The following is a 12,744-nucleotide window of genomic DNA, read 5'->3' on the forward strand; positions in this document are numbered from 1 at the left end:
CCAAGGGTGGCCGCGCTCACATCCTGGGCGAAATGACCAAGGCCCTCGGCTCGGCCCGTACCGAGCTTTCGGCTCATGCGCCGCGTATCGAGACGATCCAGATCGACAAGTCGAAAATCCGTGACGTCATTGGCACCGGGGGCAAGGTCATCCGCGAGATCGTTGCCGAGACCGGCGCGAAAGTGGACATCGACGACGAGGGCGTCATCAAGATATCCTCGTCCGACCTGGGGCAGATCGAAGCCGCCAAGGCGTGGATCCTCGGCATCGTCGAGGAACCCGAGGTTGGCAAGATCTATAAGGGCAAGGTCGTCAACATCGTCGACTTTGGCGCTTTCGTGAACTTCATGGGCGGCAAGGACGGCCTCGTCCACGTCTCCGAAATGAAGAACGAGCGCGTCGAGAAGCCAACCGACGTCGTCAAAGAGGGCCAGGAGGTCTACGTCAAGGTCCTTGAGATCGACAACCGCGGCAAGGTCCGCCTGTCGATGCGCGTCGTCGATCAGGAAACCGGCGCCGAGTTGGAAGACACCCGCCCGCCCCGCGAGCCGCGCGAACCGCGCGGTGATCGCGAAGGCGGCCGTGGTGGCGACCGCCGCGGGCCCCGTCGTGAAGGTGGGCGTGACGGCGGACGCGATCGGGGCGGTCGTGATCGTGGCCCCCGCGGCGAACGCCGTGATCGCGAGGAAGGTGGCGATCCGAACCACATGCCGGCCTTCCTGAAGGAAGACTGATCGCGCGTCTTGCCAACAAGATGCGTTGGAAGAGGGGTCGCGTTAACGCGGCCCCTTTTTCGTTGGCGGGGTCATGCCACCCGCGCGATGCCTCGCGCAGGCAGACGGGGAACTTCCTCTATCCGTTCACGGCAAGGCGTGGCGCTGGCTTGTCGTCGCGATGGCTGCGTTTTTCGGACAATACGACGCGGTTTTTGCCCGCTCCCTTGGCGGCATAGAGCGCGGCGTCGGCCATCGGGATGATGTCGGCCGCGTTGGTTGAGGTTTCGGGCACGGTCGCCACGCCGAACGAAGCACTGATCGGCACGCCATGAAGTTCGGATAGCCCTTCGACCCGCATACGCAGCATTTCGGCCTTGGCGGCGGCGTCTTCCAGCCCGCAGTTGGGCAGGATCACCATCAACTCCTCGCCGCCGTAGCGAGCCACGACATCGGCGGGGCGCAAGGCGCCGACAAGCTGGCCGGCCACGTCGCGCAGAACCGCATCGCCTTTCGCATGGCCGAACTCGTCGTTGAGGCGCTTGAAGTTGTCGAGATCGATCATGACCACTGAGGTGGCGCTGCTCGTGCGCTCGGCTAAGCTGACATATCGTTCCAGCGCGTCTTCCATATAGCGGCGGTTGTACAGGCCGGTCAGGGGATCGCGCAGCGACTGTGTGCGCAGTTTCTCGCGCAGGGCGATGTTGGACAATGCCAGCGACATCGAGTCCGCAAGGGCGCGCGCGATGCGGCGGACGTCCTTCAACTCTTCGAAGGCATTCTCACCCTCGCGCGCCAGCATGAGAAGGCCGAAGACCTGGCCGCGCGCCATCATCGGCAGTTCGACAGTGGCGACGGACCCGATCTGATGCATGCAGCACAGTGTGCCGGTGCTGGGATCATTGATATGCGGCTTGCCCCGTTTCAGCGCCCAGCAATTGCCGGGCAGCAGAGCGCTTGGGGGCTCGAACTGCGCGCAACGACTCCATGACTTGGCAAGGTCAAGGCGGTCGCGCGAGTTGTTGAAGACGTAAAGCGCGCCGCTGAAGTCCGGCAGGAGGCGCTCGGCGGTGGCCTGCAGCACGGCGCCGGCGTCGTTGTGATCCTCTGCCGCCTGGAGCATGTCGGTCATGGCGAAGAGTTCTTCGATTTGATGGCCGGTGTCCCGCGCCTGATCGTAAAGGCGCAAGTGCTCACCGAATTTACCGCGCGCCTGGCTGATGGCGATGTTCGTGACGATCAGGAGCGCGAAAGCAAAAGCCGCGGCGGCCGATGCCACCAGTTGCATCGCGATGCCGTGCAGGAAGACCGTCGCGACGGCCATCAACATCACCACGACGAAAAGCACGCGCATAGCCCGCCGCAAACCCGCGGCGAAGCGTGTGTCGGCATCGAAGATAGTGTCCTTGTGCACCGCTTCCCACTCAATCCTGTTTGGGGTAGTGATAAGCGAATCGCCTTAAAGAACTGTTAAATCTCCCCCACTCGTCGCAAAACTGCCAAGAAATCATGCGGTTACAATTGATTTTTCCTGAGAGTATTTGTGAACACAAGAATGAAGGTGGCCGGCGTTCTTATTAATTCTTTTGAACACAACGTAAAAATTTGGCGGATGTGCTTGCTACACCAATTGCCGGGTGCGGCGGTAAAGCGCCCAGGTCAATGCCAGGAACAGTGCGGATCCTGCGGCGAGCGCGGGGACCGCGAAACCATCGCCGACCAGCGTGAGCGGGCTACTGCTTCCCGATGCCGCCACGATGCCGGCGAAAGCCACGCCCCACAGGCTTTCGCCGACAATAAGGCCGGTGGCGGTAAGCACCCCCATCCGCCGGGCCAATTCCGGATCGGTCCGGTTCGAGGCCCACTGGTCGTAGAACCAGCCTAGCACTGCGCCGAAGACTACCGGCAGGATCACGCTCATCGGCAGGTAAATGCCTATGCCGACGCCTAGCGGTGGCAGGCGAAGCCGACCGGCGAGGCCCAGCATTTCGTCGAGAATGATGAACACGACCCCGGCGGCGGCGCCCCAACCGATCATTGCCCAGTTGAGGTCTCCCCCGAGCACGCCTTTGGCCAGGGCGGAGATCAGCGCCGCCTGCGGCGCGGGAAGCGCGTTCGGCCCGGCGCCGGGGGCACCGGCGAAGCCGAAGGCGGCGTTAAGCAGATCCAGCACGGGAGGAATGACCAGCGAGCCGAATATTACCCCGATGACCAGGGCCACCTGCTGCTTCCAGGGAGTGGCGCCGACGAGTTGCCCGGTCTTGAGATCCTGAAGGTTGTCATTGGAAATCGTGGCGACGCCGAAGACCAGGCCGGTGACGATCAGCGCATAAGCAACGAGAGCGACAGTGTCGGTCCCGTTGTTTCGGCCGAACAGGCCCACAAGCATGAGAGACGCGGCCACTACCGAAAGGATTCCGATACCGGACACCGGCGAGTTCGAGGCTCCGATAAGGCCGGCCATATAGCCGCATACGGCCGCGATCATAAGGCCGAAGATCACTACGAAGGCGAGGGCGCCCAGGATGAGGATGATCTCGGAACCAGCCAGCGGTCCTCCCGACAGGAGAGTCCAGAGCAAAATAGCGATCGGCGCCAGCACGGCCAGCGTGCCGAAAAGGACATAGCCGATCGGCAGGTCCTGCTCCACGATCGCGAGCGCCTCGCCATCGTGCCGGGCGCGGCTTGCGGCCATCGCAGAGCGAATGCCGCCGATGACGGGACCGGCAATCCGCATCAGCGTCCATATCGCGGCGATGCCTATCACGCCGGCGCCGAAGAACCGGACGTCCGTCTTGAACACGCTTGCCGCCCAAGCTTCGGCGCCGCCGGGCATCGGGTGATGGGCGGTGAGCAAGGGCAGCAGTATCCACCAGCCGGCGGCCATCCCCAGGAACATCGCCATGCCGACCGAAAGGCCGACGAGATGCCCGACGCCCAACAGCGCGAACGAGAGGCTGCCGGATATCCCGGTGGCCCCCGCTCCGGCGCGGAACCACACGGCAGCTTCGGCCACCACCAGCCGGGTCTGAGCCAGGATCGCGAAACCGGCGGAAGCCAGCGAATTCCAGACGAGTATGGACAGCCCCTTGGCGCTCTCCTCCGCCCCTTCGCGCGAACCCGATCCCACGCGCAGAACTTCTGCGGCGGCATGGCCCTCGGGGTAGGGAAGGGGGGTGTCGACCACGAGCGCCCTGCGCAAGGGCACGGAGAACAACACGCCGAGTATCCCTCCGGTGCCCGTGATCGCTGCCGTCGTCCAATAAGGGAAGCCATGCCACCAGCCGATCATGACGAGCCCAGGGAGCACGAAGATGATCGCGGCCAACGTGCCCGCTGCACTGGCGACGGTCTGGACGATGTTGTTCTCCCAGATCGTCGCATCCTTGAAACCGTGCAGCACGGCCATCGAAATGACCGCGGCGGGAATCGAGGTGGCGAAGGTGAGTCCGACCTTAAGTCCGAGATAGACGTTGGCGGCGGTAAACAGCAGCGTGATCGCACCGCCCAGCAATACGCCGCGCACGGTCAATTCCCGCATGGCGTGCGGCTGTTGAAGCGTGTTGTCTGCCTGAACCGCCATGATTTTCCTCGCCGCTGCTTTCGTCGAAGGGCTATGCCATGTGCTTGGCGGACCGTCGAGGTTCGCCATTTCCGGTTCGACTGAACTCTTCTGCGGCGTCGCATGGCGCGTCCGGCGCGCCGGCGCTTTTTTATGACACTGGACTAACTGTGCCCTTGTAACTATATACCGATCGGTATGGAATTTTCCGCCGCAATCAAGGCTCGGGGTCGCCCGCGGGAGTTCGATCCCGACGTCGCGTTGGCATCGGCGCTGCGCATCTTCTGGCAGCGCGGGTACGAGGGTGCTTCGATGGCGGAATTGACCGAGGCCATGGGCATTACCAAGCCCAGCCTTTACGCCTGCTTCGGCAACAAGGAAGCGCTTTTCAAGAAGGCGCTCGATCTCTACGAGCGCGAGAAGCTCTGCTATGTAAGCGCCGCGCTGGAAGCGCCAACCGCTCGCGCGGTGGCTCAGCGTCTCTTGGGCGGAGCGCTTGATGCGCATTGTGGAGCCGTTGATCCGCAAGGTTGTTTCGGCATCATAAGCATGGTGGCATGCACCACCGAAGCGGCTTCGATCCGCGATGATGTGCTTGCGCGGCGCGCTTCGTCCGAAGCTGCGCTTGTCGCTCGCTTTGAGCGGGCGAAAGTGGAAGGAGACTTGCCGGACACTGTCGACCCCAAAGCGCTGGCGCAATGTTTGTTGACCGTGATTCAGGGTATCGCCGTAAAAGCGCAAGGCGGCACTGGCCGCGCGGATTTGCAAAGCGTGGTTGATACTTTTCTTGCCCTTTGGCCGGGCCGCTGACGCATCGTCGGCGCGCGTTGACGGGAAAATTTTCGTTCATTTTTCCGTTCAAGCTCTTGAATTTGATGAATCTGCATCAAATCTACTGATCGGTACAGAAAGAGGCTTGACGCCTGCTGCACCGCAATATATACCAGCCGGTATACAAACTAGCTATCCGACTCACCTTTCCCCCGGAGGTCTGATGCGCAAATCCATTGCACCAGCCTTCACGGGCTAATCGCGGCACCCTCCGTTTGCGGGCGGGCCTCTGAACAGACGAATGCGGTTATTTAGGTGGACGATACCGTCTGCCGGCCGCTGAACATTGCGGATTTTCCGGTGACCCTTGTGCCGGAAACGCTCCGGCGCGCGCCTCCCTCCCCAAGCCCCTCGGTGCGCGCCGGACACTTTTCACGGAGTTTGAACCATGGCCTTCATCGATTTCAGCGGTGCGATGTCGCAGGCGTTGAACGCGTCGAAGCACGATCTTTCAGCAGAGAGCCGATCATTCGGTCCGCTTTCTACGCTCGAACTGCGGGTGGTCGAGCTGGCGCGGGACGACGGGCTGGAGACATTGCGTCCACCGCGGCGGCGGGGTTGGCTGGGCAGGCTGGTCCTCGGACCGGTTCCGGCATCGCCAATGCTCGCCGATAATCGCCTCGAGGCATTGAGGCGGCTTGCGGTGCAGGTCTGGCGCCAAGGCTATCTGCTGCCTTCCTCCGCTTTGCGAGAGGCCCATGAGGCCGGCTACGATGAGGCCCAGATCGGGGCCGTCATCGATTCCATCGGGCGTTCGCGCGCGCTCAGCGGGAGGCTTCCAGCGTGAACTTCCCGGTTCAAATCGAAACGCCTGCTGACGACGGGCAAAAGTTCCCTGAAGACCGCCTTAAACCGTCGCGCCGCCGCGGCATGGCGATTGCGGTGATCGCTGTCGTGGCGATCGGCGGTCTTGGTTGGAAGATGTTTCACTCCTCCGACGTGCAGGCTGTGTCTCCACCCGATCCGGTGGTGCAGACGGCGCACCCGCTTATTCGGGAAGTGACCGAATGGGACGATTACATCGGCCGCTTCGCGCCCAGCAAGACAGTGGAAGTGCGCCCCCGCGTTTCCGGCGCGATTACGCGCATATTTTTTCGAGACGGCGATTTCGTTCGCGCCGGGCAGGCGTTGTTCACGATTGACTCTCGGCCTTACGGCGCGGCCCTGGCCGAAGCACAGGCGGAGGTCGCTTCGGCCAGGGCCGCGCTGGCGCTGGCGAAATCCGATTACGACCGCGTGGCGGGCCTCACTGGCGACGAAGCTATGGCCGCCAGCGAGGTTGACCAACGGCGTACACGCGTCCGCTCGGCGGCAGCGGCGCTTGCAGCAGCTCAGGCCCGGGCGCGCCAGCGGGCATTGGACGTTGAGTTCGCGACAGTTCGCGCGCCGATTTCCGGCCGTATCTCGGATCGCCGCGTGGACGTGGGCAATCTTGTCTCGGGAGACAACGGCGCCAATGCCACCCTGCTGACCACGATCAACGCTGTTGATCCGATCTACTTCACCTTTGATGCATCCGAAGCGCTGTTTCTCAAGACACAGCGCGAGCGGGCCGGACAAGGGGGCGCGGCGAAAGTGCAGGTGCGCTTGCAGGACGAAACGGACTATCGCTGGAACGGCACGCTCGACTTCACGGACAACGGCCTGGATCCTCGCTCAGGCACGATCCGCGTGCGCGCCGTCCTGAGCAATCATGACGGCTTCCTGACGCCGGGCATGTTCGGCAACATGCGCCTGGCGGATGGCGGCACGGTTAAAGCGCTGCTGGTGCCTGATGACGCTGTCCAGTCGGATCAGGCGCGCAAGGTCGTCCTGACGGTCGGCAGGGACGGCACCGTCACGGCGAAGCCGGTGGAACTGGGGCCGCTGGTGAATGGTCTGCGCGTGATCCGTTCCGGCCTTGTGCCCGCGGATGCGGTGGTGATCTCGAATTATCAGGCCGCCGTTGCCGGCGCCAAAGTGAGGAGCGCGCGCGGCGCGATCGCGGCCGATCCGCGGCAGTCCGGCTCTCGCGGCGATCCCGTAGCCCCGATGGCCGCGCAGGCGACGCTCGCTAATTGATCCACCCGTAACGAAGGCGTCGGCCCACAACGCGCGCCTTCCACCAGGGGCACATACTCATGCGATTTTCCCGGTTCTTCATCGACCGGCCGATATTCGCGGGCGTTATCGCGGTGATTATCACCGTGGTAGGCGCGCTTGCCTTCTTCGGCCTTCCCGTCACGCAATACCCGGACATCGTTCCGCCGACGGTGACGGTGACCGCCCAATATCCGGGCGCATCGGCCGAGACCGTGGCCGATACCGTCGCCGCGCCGATCGAGCAGGAGATCAACGGCGTCGACAACATGCTTTACATGGATTCGCAGTCGACCGGCGATGGCAAGGTGACGATCACCGTCACGTTCAAGATCGGCACCGATCTCGACGCGGCGCAGGTCCTTGTCCAGAACCGGGTGGCCGTGGCCACGCCGCGTTTACCGCAGGAAGTGCAGCAGTTGGGTGTGGTGACGCGCAAGTCCTCTCCCGACTTCCTGATGGTCGTGAATCTGCAATCGCCGGACAACTCGTTGGCTCGCGATTACATCTCGAATTATGCGCTGACGCAAGTCAAGGACCGGCTCGCGCGACTGGACGGCGTGGGTGACGTGCGGCTGTTCGGCTCACGCGATTACGGCATGCGGATCTGGATCGATCCCGGCAGGGCCGCCGCCCTCAACCTGACAGCAGGCGAAATCATCGCCGCGCTGCGGACGCAGAACGTTCAAGTCTCTACCGGCGCTCTGGGTCAGCCGCCGTTCGATACCGGTAGCCGGTCCGGGGCCTATCAGATCGGCGTTGAGATGCAGGGACGGCTCAAGACGCCGGAGCAATTCGCCGACGTGGTGATCCGCACCGATGCCGACGGGCGCCAAGTCCGCGTCCGGGACGTGGCGCGGGTCGAACTCGGCGCGCAGGACTATGCCACGAACACGTATCTCTCGGGCAAACCGACCGTAGGCATCGCGGTGATGCAGCGTCCGGGTTCCAACGCTCTGAATGCGGCGCAGGCGGTTCGCGCGGAGATGGACCAACTGGCGAAGTCCTTTCCGCGCGGCCTCGAATACTCGGTCATCTACAATCCCACCGAGTTCATCGGTCAGTCGATCGACGCGGTGTATCACACACTGTTCGAAGCGGTCGTGCTCGTCGTCCTCGTCATCCTCGTGTTCCTTCAGAACTGGCGGGCGGCGGTGATTCCGATCATCGCGATCCCTGTCTCGCTGATCGGCACCGCGGTGGTCCTTGCGGCGACCGGTTATTCTCTCAACAATCTCTCGCTGTTCGGGCTGGTGCTTGCGATCGGCATCGTCGTCGACGACGCCATCGTCGTGGTCGAAAATGTCGAGCGCTATATCGAACATGGCATGAAACCGATCGACGCGGCGCGCCGTTCCATGGACGAAGTCTCTGGCGCTTTGGTCGCCATTGTCCTCGTGCTTTGCGCGGTTTTCGTGCCGACGTTGTTCATCACGGGCATTTCGGGCGAGTTCTACAAGCAGTTCGCGGTGACCATCTCGACCGCGACGGTGATCTCGCTGTTGCTGTCGCTGACGCTCTCGCCCGCGCTGGCGGCCATTCTGCTGCAAGAGCGTCATCCCGTGCCCGCCCATGCGCCGCGCTGGAAACACATGCTGCAGGATGCGGGAGACCGCTTCAACCGCGCCTTTGAGCGGATGAGCGAGAGCTATGCGCGGCTTACGCGGCGGCTGGTCCTGCGTCCGATGCGGATGATGGCCGCTTACGGCGCACTTATTGCCGCCACATTGGGACTGTTTTGGGCAACGCCGGCCGGCTTCGTGCCGCAGCAGGATCAGGGTTACTTTCTCGCTGCGATCTTCCTGCCGCCAGGCTCGTCATTGTCGCGCACCGATGAGGCGATGCAGGACGTGGCAAAGCGCATCCTGCCGATCAAGGGCCTGCGCGGCGCCGTGATGTTCGGCGGCTTCCACGGCCCCTCTCGCACCTCCGCGCCCGACTCCGCCGCGATCTACTTCCCCTTCAAGAGCTTTGCCGAACGCAAGGAATTGGGGGTGACGTACAAGGGCATCATGGATCAGGCAGAGGCCGCGATGCGGGGCTTTGACAAGGCGCAGGTGCTTCTCATCCCGCCTCCGACGATCAACGGCATCGTCCCGGCGGGCGGCTATCGCATGATCGTCGAAGACAAGGAGGGGCGCGGCTATGCAGAACTTGCCAAGGCCGCCGGCGCGATGCTGGCGAAGGCCAATATGTCGCCTGAGCTGAAGCAGGTTTATACGCTTTTCGATATGAAGACGCCGCGCGTTTATGCCGATGTCGATCGGCGCAAGGCCGACATGCTGGGTGTGCCGCCGGAGCGGGTGTTTGAGGCGCTGCAGGTCTATCTGGGTTCCGCGTTCATCAATGATTTCAACCTGCTCGGGCGCACGTACCGCGTGACCGCTCAGGCTGATGCGCCTTATCGGGAAACGACGGCTGACATCGCCAATCTCAAGACCCGCTCCAACTCGGGCGCGATGGTGCCGATCGGGTCCGTGGCCACTTTCCGCAATGAAACCGGCCCCTATCGCGTGGTGAGGTACAACCTGCAGCCGGCGGTGGAAGTCGATGGCAGCGTGGCGCCTGGCTATTCCACCGGTCAGGCGCTGACGACCATGGAAAAGGTCGCCAACGAAACACTGCCCGCAGGCTATGGCCATGAGTGGACCGGCATTGCTTATCAACAGTCGATCGCCGGCAATACGGCGGGCGTGGTGTTTGGAATGGCGGTGCTGTTCGTCTTCCTGGTGCTGGCGGCGCAATACGAGAGCCTCACCCTGCCGCTGGCGATCATCCTGATCGTACCGATGTGCCTTTTTGCGGCGATGCTGGGCGTGAACTTGCGAGGGATGGACAACAACATCCTCACACAAATCGGCCTGGTCGTGCTGATCGCATTGGCGGCCAAGAACGCGATTCTGGTGGTTGAGTTCGCCAAGCAGGCCGAGGAGGAGGAAGGCATGTCGACTGTGGAGGCGGCGGTCCATGCCGCGCGTACGCGACTGCGGCCGATCCTGATGACCAGTTTCGCTTTCATTCTGGGCACAGTGCCGCTGGTGATCGCGGAGGGCGCAGGCGCGGAGCTTCGGCAGGCGCTGGGTACTGCTGTGTTCTTCGGCATGACCGGGGTTACCGCCTTCGGCCTGCTGTTCACACCGACCTTCTATGTCGTCTGCCGCAAACTGGCTGAGCGGCTGCGGTGGCGGCGCCAGTCAGGCCCCCGCGAGCATGCGTTGCAGCCGGCGGAATGAAGGGATGTCCGCAATGAAAAAGTACACGATCGCCGCGTCCCTGCTCGTCGCGACCAGCCTGGCGGGTTGCGCTGCAGGTCCGAACTATATTGCCCCGGCGCCGCCGCCCGCAGCGCAGGGGTCTTTCGTAGGAAGCCAGTCGCCCGAAGTGACCACGGCCATGCCTGACAACGACTGGTGGCGACTCTACGACGATCCGGTGCTGAACGGTCTCGTCGCCGATGCTTTGGCCGCCAATACCGATGTGCGCGTGGCGGTGGCGCGGATGGAGCGGGCGCGCGCCAACTTGCGCGGTTCGCGTTCAGACACCCTGCCTCAGACGGCGGTGAATGGAACCGTCACTTATGGCCGCGTCGCGCAGAGCCAGTCATTGCCGGGCATAGACAGGGAGCGGCGCACGGTCGATGGCGAGTTCTCCGTCAATTACGAGGTCGACTTGTTCGGGCGCGTGCGGCGCGGCATCGAGGCGTCGCGCGCCGACCTTGCCGCTGCACAGGAAGATGCTGACGCGGTGCGGGTAACGGTGGTTGCCGACACCGTGCGTGCTTATGTCGATGCAGCGAGCGCGGCGGAGCAGCTCGCCGTCGCCCAGAGCACGGTGGATCTGCTCGATCATTCCGTGCGGATCACCGATGCCCGTTTTCAGCGGGGACTTAATCAGCGGCTGGACGTGATCCGGCTCAATCAACTGCGCGAACAGCAGGCCGCGATCATGCCGACCCTGCAGACCACGCGTGACGCGGCCTTGTTCCGCCTGGCCGTATTGACCGGCCGGGCTCCGCAGGACTTGCCACAAGCGGCGCGCGAACGCACGATCACGCCGGATGTCCGGCAGCCGATCCCCGTGGGCGACGGGCGCACGCTGCTGGCGCGGCGACCCGATGTGAAGGCGGCTGAACGACGCCTTGCCGCTGATACTGCACGCATCGGCGTGGCGACGGCAGACCTTTATCCCCGCATCACCTTGGGCGGTTCAGTGGGGACTACGGCGCTGGGTGACACCGCAGTTTTCGGCGGCGGGCCCCTGCGCTGGTTGTTGGGCCCGTTGATTTCCTGGGCTTTCCCCAATCAGGAAGCGATCCGCGCACGCATTGGCGGGGCGAAGGCGGATGTCCATGCGGATCTCGCGACGTTCGACGGCACCGTGCTACGTGCGCTTGAGGAAACCGAGACTGCCCTTTCTGCCTATCGCAACGCTTTGCTACGCAAGGCGCGGCTCGCCGCTGCGCGTGAGGCTGCCGACCGCGCTGCGCGAGTCAGCATCGCACGCCAGAGCCGGGGGGAGATCGATGCGCTTGACGTCCTGGATGCTCAGCGAACCTTGGCGCAGTCGGAAACCGATTACGCGCAGGCGACGCGCGCGGTGGCTTTTGCCCAAGTCGACCTGTTTCGCGCGCTCGGCGGTTCATGGCAGGGGCAGGCCGGAAAGGTCGTCGCAGGAACCGGATCGCCCGCGGGATAAAAACCGAGGCCGAGATGGCGGCCCGGCTCGCGGCGCTCCCACTCGTTTTGGCGGTTTAAAGGCTCGCTTCATCGCCGCGCATTTGTCTACCGCATTGATTGAAAATACCTCTGCGGGAGCGGGGCGAGTCGTCGCGTTTTGATGGCGTGGCCCCTGTGTTCAACATGCGTGTGCCCGGAGGGCATCCGCCAGATGCATCTCGGTATAGGTATTTTCTCTACTTAATGAGTAGAGTGTAAAGCTGAACTTTACGGCTGCGTAGAACTCATTTGATGTCTACTAAAATGGTTGATTTATGAAAGGTTCATTATCAGGGGAATCAAGCCATGACGATTTCTGGAGCGACCACGCGCCGCATATTCCTTTCGACGGTGGCTGGACTAGCGGTGACGCTTTCCGGTTGTTCCGGCGGCGGGAAGGGCGGGAACACGGTGGAACTCACTAATGTTTCTTACGATCCCACGCGCGAGCTTTATCAGGCCGTCAATCCGGCTTTCGCAGCGTATTGGAAGAAGAAAACCGGACAGGTCGTAACTTTCAGGATGAGTCACGGCGGTTCGGGCAAGCAGAGCCGCGCTATCATCGATGGCCTTGAAGCCGATGTCGCCACGCTCGCGCTGGCTTACGATGTTGATGCGATCGCTAAAAAGGGCAAGTTGCTTCCCCCTGACTGGCAGAAGGCGCTGCCTGATAATAGCGCGCCTTATACCTCGACGATCGTGTTCCTGGTCCGCAAGGGCAATCCGAAAGGTATCAAGGACTGGGGTGATCTGGTCAAGCCAGGCATTCAGGTCATCACGCCCAACCCCAAGACGAGCGGCGGCGCGCGCTGGAACTTCCTGGCTGCCTGGGCCTACGGCCGCA

At 63.0% G+C, this 12,744-nt stretch carries 9 protein-coding genes; 7 read left to right on the top strand and 2 right to left on the bottom strand.

The features are described 5' to 3' along the window. Positions 1-734 (top strand): S1 RNA-binding domain-containing protein (locus V7D69_RS13900; protein ID WP_333606089.1); only part of this gene is annotated, 734 nt, incomplete at its 5' end. Positions 735-852: 118 nt separating this feature from the next. Here the strand turns inward: V7D69_RS13900 and V7D69_RS13905 are convergent. After that, positions 853-2,127 (bottom strand): sensor domain-containing diguanylate cyclase, encoded by a 1,275-nt coding sequence (locus V7D69_RS13905; protein WP_333606090.1) that lies wholly within the window; start codon positions 2,125-2,127, stop codon positions 853-855. Positions 2,128-2,334: 207 nt separating this feature from the next. Beyond that, the gene (locus V7D69_RS13910) at positions 2,335-4,296 is read right to left on the bottom strand and encodes an OPT family oligopeptide transporter (protein ID WP_333606091.1); all 1,962 of its coding nucleotides are present in this window, start codon (positions 4,294-4,296) and stop codon (positions 2,335-2,337) included. 177 nt (positions 4,297-4,473) lie between these two features. On the opposite strand from V7D69_RS13910, the gene V7D69_RS13915 reads away from it, so the two are divergent. The 6 genes from V7D69_RS13915 to V7D69_RS13940 form a co-directional block, all read left to right on the top strand. Continuing rightward, the gene (locus tag V7D69_RS13915) at positions 4,474-5,085 is read left to right on the top strand and encodes a TetR/AcrR family transcriptional regulator (protein WP_333606092.1); all 612 of its coding nucleotides are present in this window, start codon (positions 4,474-4,476) and stop codon (positions 5,083-5,085) included. Positions 5,086-5,494: 409 nt separating this feature from the next. Beyond that, on the top strand, positions 5,495-5,893 hold the full coding sequence (locus tag V7D69_RS13920; protein WP_333606093.1) for a hypothetical protein: 399 nt from the start codon (positions 5,495-5,497) through the stop codon (positions 5,891-5,893). Then, complete coding sequence (locus V7D69_RS13925; RefSeq protein ID WP_442947064.1) at positions 5,890-7,167, top strand: efflux RND transporter periplasmic adaptor subunit; 1,278 nt, start codon at positions 5,890-5,892, stop codon at positions 7,165-7,167. The genes V7D69_RS13920 and V7D69_RS13925 overlap by 4 nt, the downstream gene beginning before the upstream one ends. 59 nt (positions 7,168-7,226) lie before the next feature. Beyond that, the gene (locus V7D69_RS13930; protein ID WP_324060926.1) at positions 7,227-10,418 is read left to right on the top strand and encodes an efflux RND transporter permease subunit; all 3,192 of its coding nucleotides are present in this window, start codon (positions 7,227-7,229) and stop codon (positions 10,416-10,418) included. Positions 10,419-10,431: 13 nt separating this feature from the next. Then, complete coding sequence (locus V7D69_RS13935) at positions 10,432-11,880, top strand: TolC family protein (protein WP_324060927.1); 1,449 nt, start codon at positions 10,432-10,434, stop codon at positions 11,878-11,880. Between the two features lie 326 nt (positions 11,881-12,206). After that, positions 12,207-12,744: sulfate ABC transporter substrate-binding protein (locus tag V7D69_RS13940; RefSeq protein ID WP_333606094.1), on the top strand; the 538-nt coding region annotated here is incomplete at its 3' end.

Source organism: Novosphingobium sp., assembly GCF_036733805.1.
GTDB lineage: Bacteria > Pseudomonadota > Alphaproteobacteria > Sphingomonadales > Sphingomonadaceae > Novosphingobium.